Here is a 20,848-nt window from a genome sequence, read left to right as displayed (position 1 = left end):
AAACCCGAAAAATCGAAAACGGCGTATTGTGCGCTAACGGACGGAGAAAACCAACTCCCAGGGCATATACCAGAAGTTCGCCAGCACCATCAGCAACAACGAACACCACGTCGCGCTCATGCCGGAACGACGCCAGCGGTAAAGACGATGATGAAAGCCATAGGAGTGCATCAGGCGCCCGGCGATCAGTAAAATACCGCAGACGTGGACCATCCAGGTCTGCGCGCCGTTCATTTCCATAAACAGCAGCAGAATCAGGCCAATGGGAATATATTCCACCGCGTTCCCGTGCACGCGTATAGCAACCTGCAGTTCGCTAAAACCGCCGTCGCCGTAGCCAACGCGATATTGCGTCCTCAGTCGTACAACGTCCCAGGAAAACTTAATAAGCAATAACGCACCTAAAACCGCATACAGCGCGCTGACCATACTCAAAACTCCCTTTTATCGCTTCCGGTGGCTCAATTGAGGATAGCAGGATATCAGAAAAGAGAGGTTTGCTGCGGAATTGAAGGTGCCGCCCCTATTTCCGGTAGGGCGGCGCGCAGATCGCTCCACAGGGTGTCGACCAGTTCCGGCGTCTGGGCGATATCCGGGGTATGGAGGAACAGGTACGGCGTGGTTGTCTGCGCCCATTTTGGCAGCGTGCGTAACCACACGCTAAACAGCTCACGATTTTGCGCCATGTCATCGCTGCCGATAAAACGCACCATCGGATGGTGGGCCGTCACCAGCGCATGGACGGGAACTTTTGGCTTCTTTCTTTGCGCGTCGAGCATCGCCGGGCTGCGGGCGACGGCGCTATGAACCGGACGGCTATCCAGGATCACGCGGTTGACGTTTCGCTGATGCAGCCCGCGATTGAGCTGCTGTTCCGCTTCCTCTTTGGCGAAAAACTCCGGATGCCTTACCTCAACGCCGTAGCTGAATTCGCGCGGCAGGCTGTCAAGGAACTGCCAGAGCGCGGGAAGATCCCGAGGGCCGAACGTGGCCGGCAGCTGCAGCCAGTATTGGCCAATGCGCGATGACAGCGGCGCCAGGCGGGTGAAAAACTCGTGGCTTAAGTCGTCGCAGTTGCGCAGCGATGCCTGGTGCGAAATGGTGGCCGGAAACTTGAAGCAAAAGCGAAAATCATCGTGGGTTTGTTCATACCAGCGGCTGACAATCTCAGCTTTTGGTAAAGCGTACAGGGTCGTGTTGCCCTCCACGCAGTTAAAATGGCGGGCATACTCTTCAAGGCTGGTGATACCCAGGCGCACCCACTTCGGGTGCGCCCATTGGGGAAGCCCAATATAGATCATAACGCGGCAAGTACCTCCTCGGTACTGCGCACGCGGGCAATACGCGGGAAGATGTGCGTCATGCTGCCCTGATGCTGTTCAGCCGTTGCTGCGCTGCAGGCGTCTTCAACGAGAATCAGATTGAAGCCCAGCTCCCAGGCGTTGCGCGCCGTCGATTCGACGCCGATATTGGTTGAGATACCGCACAGGATAATCGTATCGATACCGCGACGGCGAAGCTGCAGCTCCAGGTCGGTGCCGTAAAAGGCTCCCCACTGGCGTTTGGTGACTTCGATGTCGCTCTCCTGTTTTCCCAGCGCCAGCGGATAGAACCACCAGTTTTCCGGTAGCGTATGGGCGCCTGCCTGGGCATCGACCGGCTGCTTCAGCGCTTCGGCGAAATCCGCCGACCAGCCAACGCGAACCATGACCACCGGGGAACCCTGCTGGCGGCACTTTTTGGCCAGACTCGCGGCGCGCTCAACCACGTCGTCAGCCCGATGCGGGCCGCCGGCAAACGGTAAAATGCCTTCCTGCAGGTCTATAACCACCAGCGCGGTTTTTTTTGCATTGAGTTCTAACATGATATCCCCGTATCTTCTTCTGTTGTCAGGTCGCTACAATACCGTTGCCGATCTCGCCCGAGGGTAACAAATTTTGTTAATTTTTGTGAGTACAAGCAATAAGCGCGCAGCAAAGCAACGCTGCGCGCTGCGCCGGGCTTATCGTGCGCCATAATTTCCAGTATAATAGCCGCCTTTTTTCATTCAGTTGTGACATCAGCTAAAGCTGCGACCTCGTCGCCTGCAAGACAGGCAACAATCCGCCTGCGGCTAAGTTAAGGGATATCTCATGCGTACAGAATATTGCGGGCAGCTTCGTCTGTCCCACGTAGGGCAGCAAGTGACTCTGTGTGGTTGGGTCAACCGTCGTCGTGATCTCGGTAGCCTTATCTTTATCGATATGCGTGACCGCGAAGGCATCGTACAGGTGTTTTTCGATCCGGATCGTGCCGACGCATTAAAGCTGGCCTCTGAACTGCGTAATGAGTTCTGCATCCAGGTCACCGGTACCGTGCGCGCGCGTGACGAAAAAAACATCAATAGCGATATGGCCACCGGCGCCATCGAAGTGCTGGCATCGGATCTGACGATTATCAACCGCGCTGAAGCGCTGCCGCTGGACTCCAACCACGTCAATACCGAAGAAGCGCGTCTGAAATATCGCTACCTGGACCTGCGTCGTCCGGAAATGGCGCAGCGCCTGAAGACCCGTGCGAAAATCACCAGCCTGGTGCGCCGCTTTATGGATGACCACGGTTTCCTCGACATCGAAACGCCGATGCTGACCAAAGCCACGCCGGAAGGCGCGCGCGACTACCTGGTCCCATCCCGCGTGCATAAAGGGAAATTCTACGCGCTGCCGCAGTCTCCACAGCTGTTCAAGCAGCTGCTGATGATGTCCGGTTTTGACCGCTACTATCAGATCGTTAAATGCTTCCGCGACGAAGACCTGCGTGCCGACCGTCAGCCGGAATTTACCCAGATCGATGTGGAAACCTCCTTCATGACCGCCGGGCAGGTGCGCGAAGTCATGGAAGCGCTGGTGCGCAACCTGTGGCAGGAAGTGAAGGGCGTGGATCTGGGCGATTTCCCGATCATGACCTTCGCCGAAGCCGAGCGCCGCTACGGTTCTGACAAACCAGACCTGCGTAACCCGATGGAGCTGGTGGACGTCGCCGATCTGGTGAAAGCGGTGGAATTCGCCGTCTTCGCCGGCCCGGCTAACGACGCCAAAGGGCGCGTTGCCGCGCTGCGCGTACCGGGCGGCGCTGCGCTGACCCGTAAGCAAATCGACGAATACGGTAAGTTTGTCCAGATCTACGGCGCGAAAGGGCTGGCCTATATTAAAGTAACCGAGCGGGCGAAAGGCCTTGAAGGCATCAACAGCCCGGTGGCTAAATTCCTTAACGCCGACATCGTTGAAGCGATCCTTGAGCGCACCGGCGCGCAGGATGGCGATATGATCTTCTTCGGCGCGGATAACAAAAAAGTGGTCGCCGACGCGCTGGGCGCGCTGCGTCTGAAGCTGGGCAAAGACCTGAACCTGACCGACGAAGACAAATGGGCGCCGCTGTGGGTTATCGACTTCCCGATGTTTGAAGACGACGGCGAAGGCGGCCTGACCGCGATGCACCATCCGTTCACCTCGCCGAAAGACATGTCCGCCGCCGAGCTGAAAGCCGCGCCGGAAGACGCGGTGGCCAACGCCTACGATATGGTCATCAACGGCTATGAAGTGGGCGGCGGTTCCGTGCGTATTCACAGCGGTGAGATGCAGCAGACCGTGTTCGGCATCCTGGGCATTAACGAGCAGGAGCAGCGCGAGAAGTTTGGCTTCCTGCTGGACGCGCTGAAATACGGTACCCCGCCGCACGCGGGCCTGGCTTTTGGCCTCGACCGTTTGACCATGCTGCTGACCGGTACCGATAATATCCGTGACGTTATCGCCTTCCCGAAAACGACCGCAGCCGCTTGCCTGATGACCGAAGCGCCAAGCTTCGCTAACCCGGCATCGCTGAGCGAACTCGGTATTCAGGTGGTGGTGAAAGAGGCAAAAGAGTCTCTGGAGAATAAGTAAGATGTCATTCAAGCTCCCCGTTTCCGTACTGGTGGTAATTTACGCCGAAGATACGAAGCGGGTGCTGATGTTGCAGCGGCGCGACGATCCCGCGTTCTGGCAGTCGGTTACCGGCAGCCTGGAAGAGGGAGAAACCGCGCCGCAGGCTGCCGCGCGAGAAGTTATGGAAGAGGTCGCCATCGATGTTGCCTGCGAGCAGCTGGCTTTGGTTGATTGTCAGCGTACGGTAGAATTCGAGATATTTTCTCATTTACGTCATCGCTATGCGCCGGGCGTTGAGCGCAATACGGAGTTTTGGTTCCGTCTTGCGCTCCCCCATGAACGCCAGATTGTCTTTACAGAACATCTGGACTATCGCTGGGTTGACGCGGCGGAAGCCGCTACGTTGACCAAGTCCTGGAGCAACCGGCAGGCGATTGAAGAATTTGTAATTAACGCCGCCTGAAAGGGCGCGCTTTTTTTTGGAGAGTTTTTTATGGCAGGTCATAGTAAATGGGCCAACACCAAGCACCGCAAAGCGGCACAGGATGCCAAGCGCGGTAAGATCTTTACGAAAATTATTCGCGAGCTGGTCACCGCCGCGCGTCTGGGCGGCGGCGATGCGGGCTCTAACCCGCGTCTGCGCGCGGCAATCGACAAAGCGCTGAGCAACAACATGACCCGCGACACCCTGAACCGCGCTATCGCGCGCGGCGTCGGCGGCGATGATGATGCGAACATGGAAACCATCATCTATGAAGGTTACGGTCCTGGCGGCACGGCGGTAATGGTTGAATGTCTGTCCGACAACCGCAACCGTACCGTGGCGGAAGTACGTCATGCCTTCACCAAAACCGGCGGTAACCTGGGGACCGACGGTTCCGTTTCCTACCTGTTCAGCAAAAAAGGCGTTATCTCCTTCGAGAAAGGCGACGAAGATGCGATCATGGAAGCGGCGCTGGAAGCGGGCGCGGAAGACGTTGTGACCTATGACGATGGCGCGATTGACGTTTATACCGCCTGGGAAGAGATGGGCGCGGTACGCGATGCGCTGGAAGCCGCCGGCCTGAAAGCGGACGCCGCTGAAGTCTCGATGATCCCGTCAACCAAAGCGGATATGGACGCGGAAACTGCGCCGAAACTGCTGCGTCTGATCGATATGCTGGAAGATTGCGACGACGTGCAGGAAGTTTATCACAACGGCGAGATCTCTGATGAGGTCGCCGCAACCCTGTGATATCCGTAATCTTTCAGCCCACAGCGGTGTTGGCTCTCCTCGCTTACCCCGGTCACGTAGTGAATCTACGCTCCCGTGGATGCGCTGCGTGGCCGCCTGGCTGTGAACTGAAATCTTTAGGGTCTCACGAGTTAGTTATGACCGGAGGCGCGTGATGGCCATTATTCTTGGCATTGACCCGGGGTCGCGCGTCACTGGTTATGGCGTCATCCGCCAGGTTGGACGCCAGCTGAGCTACCTGGGCAGCGGCTGTATTCGCACGAAAGTGGATGATTTACCGTCTCGCCTGAAGCTTATCTATGCGGGCGTGACGGAAATTATCACCCAGTTCCAGCCGGACTATTTCGCCATCGAACAAGTGTTTATGGCAAAGAACGCCGACTCGGCGCTGAAGCTTGGCCAGGCGCGCGGCGTGGCGATTGTCGCGGCGACGAATCAGGACCTGCCGGTCTTTGAGTACGCCGCCAGGCAGGTAAAGCAGACCGTTGTCGGCATCGGCAGCGCGGAAAAGAGCCAGGTGCAGCACATGGTGCGCACGTTGCTTAAGCTGCCGGCTAACCCGCAGGCGGATGCGGCGGATGCTTTAGCCATCGCCATCACCCATTGCCACGTCAGCCAGAACGCGGCTCAGATCGGCGAAAGCCGCCTGAACCTGGCGCGCGGACGCTTACGATAACCTGAAATCAGGCTGGATATCTATCCAGCCTTTTTTTATGATACCGCATTAGACTTTCGTCCCTTAATCCAGGAGCTCCATGTGATAGGCAGACTCAGAGGCATCATTCTCGAAAAACAACCCCCGCTGGTTTTACTTGAAACGGGAGGCGTAGGCTATGAGGTTCATCTGCCGATGACCTGCTTCTATGAGCTGCCGGACGTGGGTAAAGAGGCGATCATTTTCACCCACTTTATCGTCCGTGAAGATGCACAGCTGCTGTATGGCTTTAACAACAAGCAGGAGCGCACGCTGTTTAAAGAGCTGATTAAAACCAACGGCGTCGGTCCGAAGCTGGCGCTGGCGATCCTTTCCGGCATGTCGGCGCAGCAGTTTGTCAATGCCGTTGAGCGCGAGGAGCTGGCGGCGCTGGTGAAGCTGCCGGGTATCGGCAAGAAAACCGCGGAACGCCTGATTGTCGAGATGAAAGACCGCTTCAAAGGACTGCACGGCGATCTGTTCACGCCGGCAGCGGATCTGGTCCTGACGTCGCCGGCCGGCCCGTCTGACGATGATGCTGAACAGGAAGCGGTTGCCGCGCTGGTGGCGCTGGGCTATAAACCTCAGGAGGCCAGCCGGATGGTCAGCAAAATCGTACGCCCGGATGCCAACAGTGAAACGCTAATTCGCGAAGCGCTCCGCGCCGCGTTGTGAGGTAAGGGATGATTGAAGCAGACAGGCTGGTATCGGCGGACAGCAGCGGTTTTGAAGAGGCGGCCGATCGCGCAATTCGTCCAAAATTGCTGCAAGAGTACGTGGGCCAGCCGCACGTCCGTTCGCAAATGGAGATCTTTATCCAGGCGGCGAAGCTGCGCGGCGACGCGCTCGATCACCTGCTGATTTTTGGCCCGCCGGGGCTGGGGAAAACCACCCTGGCAAACATCGTCGCTAACGAGATGGGCGTTAACCTGCGCACCACCTCCGGCCCGGTGCTTGAGAAGGCGGGCGATCTGGCGGCGATGCTGACCAATCTTGAGCCCCACGACGTTCTGTTTATCGACGAGATCCACCGCCTGTCGCCGGTGGTCGAAGAAGTCCTGTATCCGGCAATGGAAGATTATCAGCTGGATATCATGATTGGCGAAGGGCCCGCGGCGCGTTCAATAAAAATCGATCTGCCGCCGTTTACCCTGATTGGCGCGACGACTCGCGCCGGCTCGCTGACATCACCGCTGCGCGACCGTTTTGGCATCGTTCAGCGCCTGGAGTTCTACCAGATCCCGGACCTGCAGCATATTGTCAGCCGCAGCGCCCGCTATATGGGACTGGAGATGAGCGAAGAGGGGGCTCTGGAGGTCGCGCGCCGCGCGCGCGGTACGCCGCGAATCGCCAACCGCCTGCTGCGCAGGGTGCGTGACTTTGCCGAGGTTCGCTACGACGGGCGTATCTCTGAGGAGATTGCCGCTCAGGCGCTGGATATGCTCAACGTGGATGCGGAAGGCTTTGATTATATGGACCGTAAGCTGCTGCTGGCGGTCATCGATAAATTCTTTGGCGGGCCGGTCGGCCTGGATAACCTGGCGGCGGCCATCGGTGAAGAGCGGGAAACCATTGAAGACGTGCTGGAGCCGTATCTGATCCAGCAGGGCTTTTTACAGCGTACGCCGCGCGGGCGAATGGCAACGGTACGGGCCTGGACCCACTTCGGCATTACGCCGCCGGAAATGCCGTAATCGTTGTCCGGCTATAAAACGGCAGACCGCAGGGGCCAGTAGCCCGGCTAAGCGGAGCGCAAGCCGGGGAAATAGCTGAAGCGGTATTGCGGTTTGATGTCCCGGTTTGCGGCGTGAACGCCTTAGCCGGGCTACAACGTCGGCAGACGGCCATGAGCCCATAGCCGGCTGCCGAGTTTTGATGACGGCTGACGCGGGCGCATAAGCGTCAGGCGGCCGGTTTCTTGCTCATGCTGAAAATAAACAGCAGCGCGGCGCACAGCACCACGGAAGGCCCCGCCGGCGTGTCGTAGAACGCGGAGAAGGTCAATCCTCCGGTAACCGCAATCATTCCCACGCCAACCGCCACTCCCGCCATTTGCTCCGGCGTACGGGCAAAGCGGCGGGCCGTTGCGGCGGGAATAATCAACAGCGACGTGATAATCAGCGCCCCGACGAACTTCATCGCCACGCCGATGGTCAGCGCGGTCACCAGCATCAATAGCAGCTTGACCCGCTGAAGCTTAACGCCATCAACAAACGCCAGGTCCGGGCTAATGGTCATCGACAGCAGGTTGCGCCATTGCCAGAGCAGGATCGCCAGCACGATAACCACGCCAATCGCAATGGAGATCAAATCTTCCGGCGTCACCGCCAGCAGATCGCCGAACAGATAGGCCATCAGATCGACGCGCACGTTTGACATCAGGCTGACCACCACCAGGCCCAGCGACAGCGCGCTGTGCGCCATGATGCCGAGTAACGTGTCTACCGCCAGGTGGGGGCGTTTCTCCAGCCACACCAGGCCGCCCGCCAGCAGCAGCGTCACCGCGATGACCGCATAGAACGGATTGACGTTGAGCAGTAAACCAAAAGCCACGCCGAGCAGAGAGGCGTGGGCCAGGGTATCACCGAAGTAGGACATCCGGCGCCAGACGACGAACGATCCCAGCGGACCCGCCGCACAGGCGAGCATCATTCCGGCCAGCCAGCCGGGGAGCAGTAATTCAATCATTAACGGTCATTTCCCCGACGCAGTACAATCCGCCCCTGCAGGTCGTGGCGGTGGTTATGATGATGGCGATAGATCCCTAGCTGTTCCGCGCCGCGCTGGCCGAACATCGAGATAAATTCCGGGTGCATAGAGACCACTTCCGGCGCGCCGGAGCAGCAAATATGCTGATTCAGGCACAGCACTTCGTCGGTTTTGGCCATTACCAGATGCAGGTCATGAGAAACCATCAGTACGGCGCAATCAAGCTCCTGGCGCAGCTGGTTAATCAGATCGTAAAGCGCCACCTGACCGTTGACGTCAACGCCCTGCGTCGGCTCGTCGAGCACCAGCAGCTGCGGCTGATTGAGCAGCGCCCGCGCCAGCAGTACCCGCTGGGTCTCTCCGCCGGAAAGCTTCTGCATAGGGGCGTCGATCAGATGCCCGGCCTGCACGCGCTTAAGCGCTGGCAGAATGTCGCGTTTGTGCGTTCCCGGACGTAAAAGCATAAAGCGGCTGACGGTCAGCGGCAGGGTAGCATCAAGGTGCAACTTTTGCGGCACATAGCCGATCCGCAGATGCCCGTCGCGTTTGATAATCCCTTCCGAGGGTGCTACCAGCCCCAGAACCACTCTCACGAGGGTCGATTTACCGGCGCCGTTCGGCCCCAGTAAGGTTAAAATTTTGCCCGGCTTTAGCGTTAGCGAAATGTCAGACAGCACGCGCCTTTGGCCATAAACGACCGCGACGTTTTCCAGAGTTACAAGATTTGTCATATCAAATTAGAGGTTGCACAAGCCAGTGAATGTTATAATATCACATCTTTCTCATTCTATACGATGATTAGACGCATTATGTTACATAAAAATACGCTTCTTTGCGCTGGACTTAGCGCCGCTTTTTTGTTCGCCCATGCGCCGTTGGCCAGCGCCGCGGTTGTCACTTCCCTTAAGCCACTGGGCTTTATCGCTTCCGCTATCGCCGATGGGGTGACACAGACGCAGGTACTGCTGCCGGACGGGGCCTCGGAGCATGACTATTCGCTGCGGCCATCGGATGCAAAACGCTTACAGAACGCAGACTTAGTGGTCTGGATTGGTCCAGAGATGGAGGCGTTTATGGATAAGTCAACGCAAAGCATTGCGCCGAACAAAAAGGTGACGATTGCCGAGCTTGACGGCGTGAAACCGTTACTCATGAAAGGCACCGACGACGACGACGACCATCATGGTCACGACCATGGCGCCGGGGAAAATAGTGACGACGATCACCATCACGGCATCTATAACATGCATCTGTGGCTTTCCCCAGAGATAGCGCGCCTTTCGGCGGTTGCAATCCACGATAAATTATTGGAACTTATGCCGCAGAGTCGAGCCAAACTTGACGCCAACCTGAAGGATTTTGAGGCAAAATTAGCCGCAACCGACAAGCAGGTTGGGACCGAGCTGGCACCGCTGAAAGGGAAGGGATATTTCGTTTTTCATGACGCCTACGGCTACTTTGAAAAACATTACGGTTTGACCCCACTGGGTCATTTTACTGTCAACCCTGAAATCCAGCCTGGTGCGCAGCGTTTACACGAAATCAGAACACAGCTGGTTGAGCAAAAAGCAACTTGCGTTTTTGCTGAGCCACAGTTCAGGCCAGCGGTCATCGAAGCTGTTGCCAGGGGAACGTCCGTGCGCATGGGAACCCTGGATCCACTTGGAGTCGGAATTAAGCTGGGTAAAGAGAGTTACCCGCAATTCCTGAGCCAGATGGCGAATCAGTATTCAAGCTGCCTGAAAGGAGAATAACGAGGAAGTGAATACGTGCAACAGATAGCCCGCGCTGTCACTCAGGCATTTAACAATCTGCCACGACCTCACCGCGTTATGCTGGGGTCGCTTAGCGTTCTTACATTAGCGGTCGCCGTCTGGCGGCCTTACATATACCACCATCCTGAATCCACCCCCATCACCAGAACCATCGAGCTGGAACAAAGCGAAATTCGTTCGCTGCTGCCAGAAGCTTCGGAACCCATCGATCAGGCGCCTCAGGAAGAAGAGGCTATCCCTCAGGACGAGCTGGATGACAAGGCGGATAGCGATTCCGGTGGCCACGAATATGTGGTCTCGACCGGCGATACGCTTAGCAGCATTCTTAATCAGTACGGCATTGATATGGGCGATATCGCCCGGCTCTCCTCGGTGGATAAAGAGCTGCGTAATCTGAAAATTGGTCAACAGCTCTCCTGGACCCTGACGGCGGACGGTGACCTGCAAAGCCTGACCTGGGAGATGTCGCGCCGCGAAACCCGCACCTACGATCGGGTTGCAAACGGTTTCAAAATGAGCAGCGAGCTGCAAAAAGGCGACTGGGTCAATAGCGTACTGAAAGGTACCGTAGGCGGCAGCTTCGTCGCCAGCGCTCGCGATGCCGGCCTGACCAGTACCGAAATCAGCGCGGTGATCAAAGCCATGCAGTGGCAGATGGACTTCCGTAAGCTGAAAAAAGGCGATGAATTCTCCGTGCTGATGTCGCGTGAAATGCTCGACGGTAAGCGCGAGCAAAGCCAGCTGCTTGGCGTGCGCCTGCGCTCGGAGGGTAAAGACTATTACGCGATCCGCGCTGAGGATGGCAAATTCTACGACCGCAACGGTACCGGCCTGGCGAAGGGGTTCCTGCGCTTCCCGACCGCACGTCAGTTCCGCGTCTCTTCGAACTTTAACCCGCGTCGTCTGAACCCGGTGACCGGCCGCGTCGCGCCGCATCGTGGCGTCGATTTTGCGATGCCGCAGGGTACGCCGGTGCTGTCGGTAGGGGATGGCGAAGTGGTGGTGGCTAAACGTAGCGGTGCGGCAGGTTATTACGTCGCCGTTCGTCATGGTCGCACCTATACCACCCGCTATATGCACCTGCGTAAGCTGCTGGTCAAACCCGGGCAGAAGGTGAAACGCGGCGATCGTATTGCGCTGTCGGGCAACACCGGGCGTTCTACCGGTCCGCATCTGCATTATGAAGTGTGGATCAACCAGCAGGCGGTCAACCCGCTAACGGCGAAACTGCCGCGTACGGAAGGGCTCAGCGGTTCCGACCGTACCGATTATCTGGCGCAGGCAAAACAGGTGATTCCGCAGCTGCGGTTTGACTAACCTTCCGTCAGTTAAAGCCGGTGCCCGCTGCGCGCCGGCTTTTTCTTTTGTACGTTACTCAACGTATCGCTAAACTAACCCATTATCTTTATTGAGCGGAAATTCTGCGGATTGGGCATGGAAACGAAAAAAAATAATATTGAATTTATTCCAAAATTTGAAAAATCCTTTTTACTACCGCGCTACTGGGGCGCGTGGTTAGGGGTTTTTGCCTTCGCCGGTATCGCTCTGACGCCGGCCTCTTTCCGCGATCCGATTCTCGGCAAAATGGGGCGCTTTGTGGGGCGCCTGGCAAAGAGTTCGCGCCGTCGGGCGCAGATTAACCTGCTGTACTGTTTCCCGGAAAAGAGTGAGCAGGAACGAGAAGCCATTATTGATGCAATGTATGCCTCCGCGCCGCAGGCGATGGTCATGATGGCGGAGTTAGGCCTGCGCGACCCGCAGCGCATTCTTTCTCGCGTCGACTGGCAGGGCAAAGAGATCATCGATGAGATGCAGAGAAACAACGAGAAGGTGATCTTTCTGGTTCCCCATGCCTGGGGCGTGGATATTCCGGCGATGCTGATGGCTTCCGGCGGGCAAAAAATGGCGGCGATGTTCCATAATCAGGGCAATCCGGTATTTGATTACGTCTGGAATACCGTGCGCCGTCGTTTCGGTGGACGTATGCACGCGCGCAACGACGGGATCAAACCGTTTATTCAGTCGGTGCGTCAGGGGTACTGGGGCTACTATCTGCCGGATCAGGATCACGGCGCCGAGCACAGCGAGTTTGTTGATTTCTTTGCCACCTATAAAGCGACGCTCCCGGCGATCGGCCGTTTAATGAAAGTCTGCCGCGCCCGCGTCGTACCGCTGTTCCCGGTCTATGATGGTAAAACGCATCGTCTGACGGTGCTGGTGCGCCCGCCGATGGACGATCTGCTGGAGGCGGACGATAACACTATCGCCCGGCGGATGAACGAAGAGGTGGAAGTGTTCGTGAAGCCGCATACCGAGCAGTACACCTGGATCCTCAAGCTGCTGAAAACGCGCAAGCCGGGTGAAATCGAGCCCTACAAGCGTAAAGAGCTGTACCCCAAGAAGAAGCCGCATCAGGGGTGAAAATCGCAGCCAATGGCCTCACCGGGTTCATTGGCCGTATTGTTTGAGTAGCGCCAAATGATCGGCAACGAGCCGGTAACGATATTCCGGACGACCGGTGATGCCGTAATGGTTGGTGGTGTAGAGGATATTTATCTGCTCCAGCCAAATCAGATATTTGCGGCATGAGACCCGGGATATCTGCAGCGCCGCGGCCAGTTCATTGGTCGAAAAGTCACGTTCCTGCCAGGCGTCAATCCACTGGCACACCAGACGAAGCGTCTGCGGCGTAAGCCCTTTCGGCAGGCGGCGTGCGCTTTCCTGCTGCTGAACCCCGCTGCGCAGCAGGCTGTCCACATCGGCCTGGGCGTAGCTGGATTTCGCATTCTTCAGATCGCGCTTTTTACGCCATGACAACAGCGCCTCCTCAAAGCGCGGAAACTGAAACGGTTTAATCAGGTAATCGACCACGCCATAATGCAGCGCCGTCTGAACCGTGCACCTATCGGCAGCGGAGGTAATCATAATGACATCAATATTTCGCGCATCGGCGCGTAGCGCGGGCAGCAGATCCAGCCCGTTCTCTTGCTGCATGTAGACATCCAGCAGCACCAGATCGACCTGCGCCAAATGGCTGAGCATCTCCCTGGCTTCGCGGACCGTGGGGGCCACGCCGCAGCAGTGGAAATCCGCCACCCGGCTGAGAAACAGCCGGTTCAGCTCGGCCACCATGGAATCATCATCGACAATCAGCACATTAATCATGCGGGGTTTCCCGGTGCGGCGGGAAGCCGGCGCGCTTCCCGTAATATGTGTCTGGGATGGCGATCAAAATGGCGATCGTTTATATGCGGTGTAGCGCGCTCGCCAGAACATTTTATCGATATTCGCGGCCAGCTGAGCCTCGTCAATCTGCGGCGCGACGCCATCCTGCTGAGCCGCGCGTGCGACCTCTGCGGCAATTGCCCGGGAAATCATCTCAATCTCGTCGACCGGCGGCAGTAATCCGCCGGCGTCGCGGGTGGCCAAAGGCGAGTGGGCGGGCAGGGTTTTACTGCAGGCGATAAGCATCCCTTCGGTCACGCGCGCCGCTTTGCTGGCCAGAATCCCCAGCCCCAGACCGGGGAAAACATAGGCATTGTTGCACTGGGCGATATCGTAGGTCTTACCGTCATAGAATACGGGCGCGAACGGGCTGCCGGTGGCAATTAGCGCATTCCCCCGGGTCCATTCCAGCAGATCCTTCGGCTGGGCTTCGGCGCGGGAGGTCGGGTTGGACAGCGGCATAATAATCGGACGCGGGCAGTGCCGGTGCATCTCTTTGATAATCTCTTCGCTGAACAGTCCCGGCTGGCCGGATACGCCAATCAGCACGGTGGGATGGACGTTGCGTACAACATCCATCAGCGACAGGTGGGCCGCATCGGTATCCCAGCGGGTAAGATTTTTCCGCGGCGTGACGTGGCCCTGCTGGAAGTCCAGCAAATCCGGCATCTCATCGGTCAACAGGCCAGGGCGGTCGACCATAAAGATGCGATTGCGCGCTTCCTGCTCTGAGAGCCCGTCATCAACCATCAGCGCAATGATTTTTTCCGCTATCCCGCATCCGGCCGATCCGCTGCCGAGAAACACCACTCGCTGATCGCGGATCCGCGTACCGGCGGCAGCGGCGGCAGCGATCAGCGTGCCTGAGGTCACGGCTGCCGTGCCCTGAATATCATCGTTGAAACAGCACAGCTGGTGACTATAGCGGTTAAGAAGCCGGGTGGCGTTTTTTTGCGCAAAATCTTCGAACTGTAGTAGCACATTGGGCCAGCGCTGCGTGATGGCATGGACAAACATGTCCATAAATTCCATGTACTGCTCGTCGCTTATACGCGGATGACGCCAGCCCATATACAGCGGGTCCTCAAGATGCTGGGCGTTGTTGGTGCCCACGTCCAGCATAATGGGCAGCGTTGATGCCGGGTGTATACCCCCGCAGGCTGTATATAACGAGAGTTTACCAATCGGGATCCCCATGCCGCCAATCCCCTGGTCGCCGAGGCCAAGAATGCGCTCGCCGTCGGTCACCACAATAACGTTGATATCATTGCGGGAAAAGCCCTGCAGCATCTCATCAATGTTGTGACGGTTAGGCCATGAAATAAACAGACCGCGTCCCCGGCGATAAATTTCAGAGAAGTGTTCACATGCTTCACCTACCGTTGGGGTATAGATGATCGGCAGCGTTTCTTTCATATGGCTGCGCAGCAGATTATAGAATAGGGTCTCGTTAGTATCCTGAATATTTCGCAGGTAGATATGGCGCGAAATATCCCGTTTAAACTGGCAAAACTGCCCCCACGCGCGCGCGGTTTGCTCTTCAATCGTTTCGACATTATGCGGCAGAAGACCCTGAAGATTAAACGCGGTCCGTTCACCTTCAGTAAACGCGAGGCCTTTATTTAATAACGGGTTTTCCAGCAGCACGGCGCCGTTATAGGGCGTATATAAGGTTTCTGTGGCTAACATTTGATGACTCCTGAATATCATAATAAATAATTGCCGGAATTCTTCGGGCTTTATTTCAGTGATTAAGAGATTAAATAAATCATGAATCCTTCAGTGACGACGCCCACTGCGGTACCGAGCAAAATAGAGGATGAGGCGGGCTCGATATAGGTATCGCTGCGCAGGGCAAACATCCCTGCCGCAATGGCGGAAGGCGTCGCGCCGATGATAATGACCTGCTGCATCAGGCTATGGCTGAGCCCGAAGGCGAGACCGGCTACGGCCATCATGGCCGGCTGGAGCAGATTCTTGATGCTGATATTGGTACAGGTTTGAATATTGACCGTAGGACGTTCGCCGTAAAATAGCAGCCCAAGGGCGAACAGGGAGAGGCCGCCCGCCACTTTTCCCACCATCTCAATGGGCATGCTCAGCATGTGCGGCAGCTGTACTCCGGCAAGGCTGAGCAGTACCCCGGAAATCGGTATCCAGACGATCGGGTTTCGGACGGCTTTAAACAGGTTTTGCAGGATAAGCCGCAGCGGATTAGGCTGTTCCGCGTCAGCGCGGCCGCGCTTGTCACCCATGCGAATCAGGATGATGGTCAGGGGGATCATCAATACGCTGGTCACCAGGTTACCGATAAGCACGCCGAGAAAACCCTCCGGACCAATCAGCACCGCAAGCACGGGAGCGCCAAAGTAGGCCATGTCGGGGAACGCGCACACCAGGGACTGAATCGCGCTGGTTTTAATATCATGACGAAAAACATAGCGTGAGATCAGGAGCGTGAGGATATATGACCCCATCAGACCGATGACTAACACCGCCATAAAGGTGAAGTTTTTCATCTTATCGGGATGGGTATTCAGTGCGCCGATAAAAAGATGGAAGGGAAGCGCGAAACGAATGACCACCGTGGCCAGTACGGACGCATCCTCGCGGCGGGTATAGCCCAGCTTACCGCTTAGCCATCCGAGCAGCATGATAAACACCAGGGGAAAAAGGGATTCTAAGAGCAGTGAAGGCATAAGATGTCCTGAAAATATATTATCGGCTACGTTGTGTTTTTTTAATCTAGCGATCCCATAATATTTAAAAGGTGATAGTCATCACAGTCGCTGGGGTTTAAATAATTTCGCCTTAAATACTTTACTTACAAATAGAGAAAAAAGGACAGAATCATCACTTTATCTCTCTGCTATTCAGTTATACCGATGCCGGTAACTTTAGTTTCAGGGTAATAAATTAAATTACTTAAAATAAATATTATGCTTTAGTCACAAAGCACGACAGTAAAACCTGGATTTTATTTTTTAATGTTAACGTCCTGTGCTAACGTTTTTTTGTTTCATTGGTATTTTGCCTGGCACTTTTTTATTTATTTGATTGCGCGCTTTTAATATTGCGTCGATACCCTACGTGACATCATTATTCAGGTAAAAATATGGAAAATAACTCACTCAACCACCCGATAGATAAAACGCTGCCGAGCGGGCAGGCGCCACGACTTTTATCCAATATTGAGGTCGGCGCCGTGCCGTTGGTGCTCTTTATCGGGATAGCCGCAATTGTTGCCATCTCCGCGACCGCAGGCCTGCTGCCGAAGAACATGATTGGCGGTCTGGCGGTAATCATGACCCTGGGGTTCGCGCTGGCTAAAATTGGCCGAATGGTGCCAATCCTCAAGGAGGTTGGCGGCCCGGCCATTTTGTGCCTGATGACGCCGTCGGTGCTGGTCTATTTCGGCATGTTCGAAGCGCATACCCTCGATACCGTGCACTTGCTGATGAAAGAGGCCAACCTCCTCTATTTCGTCATCGCCTGCCTGGTCGTCGGCAGCATTCTGGGCATGAACAGAACCATCCTGATTCAGGGAATGGTACGTATGTTTGTCCCGCTGGTGGTGGGGACCGGGGCGGCGATCTTAACCGGCCTGCTGGTGGGCAGCCTGTTTGGCTACAGTTTCTACCACACCTTTTTCTTTATTATCGTGCCGATCATCGGCGGCGGTATCGGTGAAGGGATCCTGCCCCTGTCGCTGGCCTATTCAGCTATTCTCGGGCAAACGCCCGACGTTTACGTGGCGCAGCTGGCGCCGGCTGCCGTGGTGGGCAACATTTTCGCCATCATCTGCGCCGGTTTTCTGGCGCGCATGGGGACGCGACGTCCTTCGCTCTCCGGCAGCGGAATGCTGATCCGCAGCCATGAAGATAACAGCGTCTTTGCGCAAAATCAGCGCGCGCAGCCCACGGATTTCCAGCTGATGGGGGCCGGATTATTAATGATTTGCGCGTTTTTTATCGTCGGCGGTCTGCTGGAAAAGGTGGTGCATATTCCGGGGCCGGTGCTGATGATTCTGGCCGCGGTATTTTGCAAATACGCGAAAGTTATCCCGGCGGCGATGGAACTGGGGGCGCACAGCTGCTACAAGTTCGTCTCCGCCGCGCTGGTTTGGCCGCTGATGATAGGCCTGGGAATGCTGTATGTTCCTCTGGAAAGCGTGGTCGCGGTCTTCTCGGTTGGCTACGTGGTGGTTTGTGGCTCAATCGTCATTGCGATGGCGCTAAGCGGCTTTCTTATCGCTTCTCGTTTGAATATGTACCCGGTCGAAGCGGCCATCGTCACCAGCTGCCACAGCGGGCTTGGGGGGACGGGAGACGTTGCCATTCTCTCGGCATCAAACCGAATGGGATTAATGCCTTTTGCCCAGATAGCCACCCGTATCGGCGGCGCGTCGACGGTGATTACCGCCACGCTATTGTTGAGCTGGCTTGCGTAGTTTAGCGGGCGAGGGGGCAAAAAAATACCTGCCAGCTGCGGCGCTGGCAGGTAGGTGGAGAGGCTTACTCGACGGTCAGAATGCGGGTGGTGTTGGTGCTACCGATGGTGCTCATCACGTCACCCTGAGTGACGATAACCAGGTCGCCGGTCACCAGATAGCCTTTATCACGCAGCAGCGTTACCGCGTCGTGCGCAGCGGCTACGCCTTCATTGACGCTATCGAAATGCACCGGGGTCACGCCGCGATACAGCGCGGTCAGGTTCAGCGTGCGCTCGTGGCGAGACAGCGCGAAAATCGGCAGGCCGGAGCTGATGCGGGAAGTCATCAGCGCGGTCCGACCGGATTCCGTCATGGTAATGATAGCGGTGACGCCCTTGAGGTGGTTCGCCGCGTACATGGCGGACATCGCAATGGCTTCTTCCACGTTATCGAACTGAATGTCCAGGCGGTGCTTGGAGACGTTGAGGCTGGGGATTTTTTCCGCGCCGAGGCAGACGCGCGCCATCGCGGCAACGGTCTCAGACGGATACTGGCCCGCGGCGGTTTCTGCCGACAGCATCACGGCGTCGGTGCCGTCCAGCACGGCGTTCGCCACGTCCATGACTTCGGCGCGGGTTGGCATCGGGTTGGTGATCATCGACTCCATCATCTGCGTCGCGGTAATGACCGAGCGGTTCAGCTGACGGGCGCGGCGGATCAGCGCCTTCTGGATGCCGACCAGCTCCGGATCGCCGATTTCCACGCCGAGGTCGCCGCGTGCCACCATGACAACGTCGGAGGCGAGGATCACGTCATCCATCGCGTCCTGATCGCATACCGCTTCCGCGCGCTCGACTTTGGCGACGATTTTGGCATCGCAGCCGGCATCGCGCGCCAGGCGACGAGCGTAGTTCAGGTCTTCGCCGCAGCGCGGGAAGGAGACGGCCAGGTAATCGACGCCAATTTTGGCGGCGGTGATGATGTCCGCTTTGTCTTTCTCCGTCAGCGCTTCTGCCGAGAGGCCGCCGCCCAGCTTGTTAATCCCCTTATTGTTGGACAACGGTCCGCCGACGGTGACTTCGGTGAACACCTTCATGCCCTGAACTTCCAGGACCTTCAGCTGTACGCGGCCGTCGTCCAGCAGCAGAATGTCGCCCGGAACCACGTCAGCCGGGAGCCCTTTATAGTCGATGCCGACTTTCTCTTTGTCGCCTTCGCCTTTACCCAGGTTTGCGTCGAGGAGGAATTTATCGCCGATATTGAGGAAAATTTTGCCTTCTTTGAAGGTGGAAACGCGGATTTTCGGCCCCTGTAGGTCACCGAGAATCGCGACATGACGGCCCAGTTTCGCCGCAATCTCACGGACTTTATCCGCACGGATCTGATGATCCTCCGCGGTGCCGTGAGAGAAGTTCATACGTACCACGTTAGCGCCTGCGGCAATAACCTTCTCAAGGTTGTTATCGCGGTCGGTAGCCGGGCCTAAGGTAGTCACGATTTTGGTTCTGCGAAGCCTTCTGGACATGTAATACTCCGTTGACTGAAACAACTTTGGTGTTGCGTGAACATGGATTCGGTAGCGCCGACGAGCAAAGTCGCTATACCGGAACGTTACCGACGGTGTAATAGGATAATGCTTTGTTTCTACTTTTATTGGTCATTGCTGTGTACGCTGAGCTCTTTATCAAAGCGCGATTCCTTGAGCGCTTCCTTGACCCTCTTCAAGTTATCTCTGAATTTTGCTCCCCGCCGCAGGGTGAAGCCGGTCGCCAGGACATCAATCACCGTCAGCTGCGCTAAGCGGGAGACCATCGGCATATAGATATCGGTATCTTCCGGTACGTCCAGGGTAATCGCCAGCGTTGATTCCCGGGAAAGCGGCGTGCCGGGGGAGGTAATCGCGATCACCATCGCATCGTTTTCGCGGGCCAGCTGAGCCAGCTCCACCAGGCTTTTAGTCCTGCCGGTATGCGAGATGATCACCACCACATCATCGTCATTACAGTTCATACAGCTCATGCGTTGCAGGACGATGTCGTCGGAATAGATCACCGGCACGTTAAAACGGAAAAACTTGTTCATCGCGTCGTGGGCGACGGCGGCCGAAGAGCCCAGGCCAAAAAAGGCGATTTTCTTCGCCTGCGTGAGCAGGTCAACCGCGCGATTGATCGCCGACATGTCGAGAGAATGATGGACCTGATCTAAACTGGCCATGGCTGACTCAAATATCTTTCCCGTATAGGACTCAACGCTGTCGTCTTCATCGACGTTGCGGTTAACATAGAGCGTGCCGTGCGCCAGGCTTTGTGCAAGATGCAGTTTGAAATCCGGGAAACCGCGCGTTTCCAGGCTGCGGCAGAAACGGTTAACCGTGGGCTCGCTGACGCCGGCTTCCAGCGCCAGGGCGGCAATACTGGAATGAATGGCCTGCGCGGGGGTAGCAAGGATGACTTCCGCCACTTTGCGTTCAGATTTGCTAAGGTGTTCCAGCCGGGACTGGATTTTTTCCAGCATATTCATGGGTAATCGGGCGCTCATCAATGGAAGCGATTTCATTAATGGGTGAAATCATCAGGCGTTTTAGCAAGAATATACCCCTCTGTAGTCGGAAACGGTGAGGAATGACCTGAAAATATGTTGTTTTTTTTCATTACATGATCAGAGTCGTATTTTACTAACTGATAATCGGTCGAAACAACGAACAATATTAGCCGCATGCCCAAAATCTCAGCCTCTATTTTCCACCCTGTGCGATTTAGCAGCGGGAACGGCCGCTGAGGGTTTCGGGAAATTCGTAAACACAGTACGATGCAGTGAAAGAAAATTACAAATACAACTATAGTCTGGCATAAGCACCGGGCTATCAACTAAGGAGAA

The 20,848-nt window shown here is 56.4% G+C and carries 20 protein-coding genes; 10 read left to right on the top strand and 10 right to left on the bottom strand.

The window, feature by feature from the left end:
• Window positions 1-33 precede the first annotated feature (33 nt).
• From ABLU87_RS00560 to ABLU87_RS00550, 3 genes are read right to left on the bottom strand one after another with little or no spacing between them, the layout of a single operon-like run.
• A complete protein-coding gene (locus ABLU87_RS00560) occupies window positions 34-429 on the bottom strand; it encodes an MAPEG family protein (protein ID WP_025106117.1) in 396 nt (131 codons plus the stop codon).
• Between the two features lie 53 nt (window positions 430-482).
• On the bottom strand, window positions 483-1,301 hold the full coding sequence (locus ABLU87_RS00555; RefSeq protein ID WP_064375494.1) for a DUF72 domain-containing protein: 819 nt from the start codon (window positions 1,299-1,301) through the stop codon (window positions 483-485).
• A complete protein-coding gene (locus ABLU87_RS00550; RefSeq protein WP_049082802.1) occupies window positions 1,298-1,864 on the bottom strand; it encodes a hydrolase in 567 nt (188 codons plus the stop codon). The genes ABLU87_RS00555 and ABLU87_RS00550 overlap by 4 nt, the downstream gene beginning before the upstream one ends.
• A 268-nt stretch (window positions 1,865-2,132) precedes the next feature.
• Between ABLU87_RS00550 and aspS the strand changes: the two genes are divergently transcribed.
• From aspS to ruvB, 6 genes are all read left to right on the top strand, one after another.
• On the top strand, window positions 2,133-3,920 hold the full coding sequence (gene aspS / locus ABLU87_RS00545; RefSeq protein WP_122117377.1) for an aspartate--tRNA ligase: 1,788 nt from the start codon (window positions 2,133-2,135) through the stop codon (window positions 3,918-3,920).
• 1 nt (window position 3,921) lies between these two features.
• A complete protein-coding gene (nudB, locus tag ABLU87_RS00540) occupies window positions 3,922-4,365 on the top strand; it encodes a dihydroneopterin triphosphate diphosphatase (RefSeq protein ID WP_004852138.1) in 444 nt (147 codons plus the stop codon).
• A gap of 30 nt (window positions 4,366-4,395) precedes the next feature.
• Window positions 4,396-5,136 (top strand): YebC/PmpR family DNA-binding transcriptional regulator, encoded by a 741-nt coding sequence (locus tag ABLU87_RS00535; protein WP_004122063.1) that lies wholly within the window; start codon window positions 4,396-4,398, stop codon window positions 5,134-5,136.
• Between the two features lie 154 nt (window positions 5,137-5,290).
• Window positions 5,291-5,812, top strand: a complete 522-nt coding sequence (gene ruvC, locus ABLU87_RS00530) for a crossover junction endodeoxyribonuclease RuvC (RefSeq protein ID WP_014229855.1) — start codon at window positions 5,291-5,293, stop codon at window positions 5,810-5,812.
• Between the two features lie 81 nt (window positions 5,813-5,893).
• The gene (gene ruvA / locus ABLU87_RS00525) at window positions 5,894-6,505 is read left to right on the top strand and encodes a Holliday junction branch migration protein RuvA (RefSeq protein ID WP_004103390.1); all 612 of its coding nucleotides are present in this window, start codon (window positions 5,894-5,896) and stop codon (window positions 6,503-6,505) included.
• 8 nt (window positions 6,506-6,513) lie between these two features.
• Entirely contained in the window at window positions 6,514-7,524 is a 1,011-nt protein-coding gene (gene ruvB, locus ABLU87_RS00520; RefSeq protein ID WP_004852130.1) for a Holliday junction branch migration DNA helicase RuvB, read from the top strand.
• Window positions 7,525-7,732: 208 nt separating this feature from the next.
• Here the strand turns inward: ruvB and znuB are convergent, their stop codons facing one another.
• Together znuB and znuC are read right to left on the bottom strand one after the other, a co-directional pair.
• Window positions 7,733-8,518 (bottom strand): zinc ABC transporter permease subunit ZnuB, encoded by a 786-nt coding sequence (znuB, locus tag ABLU87_RS00515; RefSeq protein ID WP_014229854.1) that lies wholly within the window; start codon window positions 8,516-8,518, stop codon window positions 7,733-7,735.
• On the bottom strand, window positions 8,518-9,270 hold the full coding sequence (gene znuC / locus ABLU87_RS00510) for a zinc ABC transporter ATP-binding protein ZnuC (RefSeq protein WP_014229853.1): 753 nt from the start codon (window positions 9,268-9,270) through the stop codon (window positions 8,518-8,520). The genes znuB and znuC overlap by 1 nt, the downstream gene beginning before the upstream one ends.
• Before the next feature lie 78 nt (window positions 9,271-9,348).
• Here znuC and znuA point away from each other — a divergent pair, with 78 nt between their 5' ends.
• The 3 genes from znuA to lpxM all read left to right on the top strand — a co-directional run bounded on the left by znuA (window position 9,349) and on the right by lpxM (window position 12,735).
• Window positions 9,349-10,293: a zinc ABC transporter substrate-binding protein ZnuA gene (gene znuA / locus ABLU87_RS00505; protein WP_122117378.1), complete on the top strand. Its 945-nt coding sequence runs from the start codon at window positions 9,349-9,351 to the stop codon at window positions 10,291-10,293.
• A 15-nt stretch (window positions 10,294-10,308) separates the two neighbouring features.
• Complete coding sequence (gene mepM, locus ABLU87_RS00500; protein ID WP_004852121.1) at window positions 10,309-11,631, top strand: murein DD-endopeptidase MepM; 1,323 nt, start codon at window positions 10,309-10,311, stop codon at window positions 11,629-11,631.
• 117 nt (window positions 11,632-11,748) lie between these two features.
• Complete coding sequence (gene lpxM / locus ABLU87_RS00495; protein ID WP_122117379.1) at window positions 11,749-12,735, top strand: lauroyl-Kdo(2)-lipid IV(A) myristoyltransferase; 987 nt, start codon at window positions 11,749-11,751, stop codon at window positions 12,733-12,735.
• 27 nt (window positions 12,736-12,762) lie between these two features.
• Here the strand turns inward: lpxM and dcuR are convergent, their stop codons facing one another.
• The 3 genes from dcuR to ABLU87_RS00480 all read right to left on the bottom strand — a co-directional run bounded on the left by dcuR (window position 12,763) and on the right by ABLU87_RS00480 (window position 16,238).
• Window positions 12,763-13,479: a two-component system response regulator DcuR gene (dcuR, locus tag ABLU87_RS00490; protein ID WP_025106122.1), complete on the bottom strand. Its 717-nt coding sequence runs from the start codon at window positions 13,477-13,479 to the stop codon at window positions 12,763-12,765.
• Window positions 13,480-13,542: 63 nt separating this feature from the next.
• On the bottom strand, window positions 13,543-15,228 hold the full coding sequence (locus ABLU87_RS00485) for an NAD-dependent malic enzyme (protein ID WP_196941977.1): 1,686 nt from the start codon (window positions 15,226-15,228) through the stop codon (window positions 13,543-13,545).
• Window positions 15,229-15,290: 62 nt separating this feature from the next.
• Window positions 15,291-16,238: an AEC family transporter gene (locus tag ABLU87_RS00480; RefSeq protein ID WP_025106124.1), complete on the bottom strand. Its 948-nt coding sequence runs from the start codon at window positions 16,236-16,238 to the stop codon at window positions 15,291-15,293.
• Between the two features lie 416 nt (window positions 16,239-16,654).
• On the opposite strand from ABLU87_RS00480, the gene ABLU87_RS00475 reads away from it, so the two are divergent.
• The gene (locus tag ABLU87_RS00475) at window positions 16,655-17,989 is read left to right on the top strand and encodes a 2-hydroxycarboxylate transporter family protein (RefSeq protein WP_025106125.1); all 1,335 of its coding nucleotides are present in this window, start codon (window positions 16,655-16,657) and stop codon (window positions 17,987-17,989) included.
• A gap of 64 nt (window positions 17,990-18,053) precedes the next feature.
• Here the strand turns inward: ABLU87_RS00475 and pyk are convergent, their stop codons facing one another.
• Window positions 18,054-19,496, bottom strand: coding sequence for a pyruvate kinase (gene pyk, locus ABLU87_RS00470; RefSeq protein WP_004852109.1), 1,443 nt, complete (start codon window positions 19,494-19,496; stop codon window positions 18,054-18,056).
• Between the two features lie 125 nt (window positions 19,497-19,621).
• Complete coding sequence (locus ABLU87_RS00465; RefSeq protein WP_161505349.1) at window positions 19,622-20,527, bottom strand: MurR/RpiR family transcriptional regulator; 906 nt, start codon at window positions 20,525-20,527, stop codon at window positions 19,622-19,624.
• Between the last annotated feature and the right edge of the window lie 321 nt (window positions 20,528-20,848).

This window comes from Klebsiella sp. CB_Kp196 (genome assembly GCF_040061575.1).
Taxonomy (GTDB): Bacteria; Pseudomonadota; Gammaproteobacteria; order Enterobacterales; family Enterobacteriaceae; genus Klebsiella; species Klebsiella michiganensis.
The sequence above is the reverse complement of the archived record's forward strand: the minus strand, read 5'-3'. Positions and strand labels throughout refer to the sequence as shown.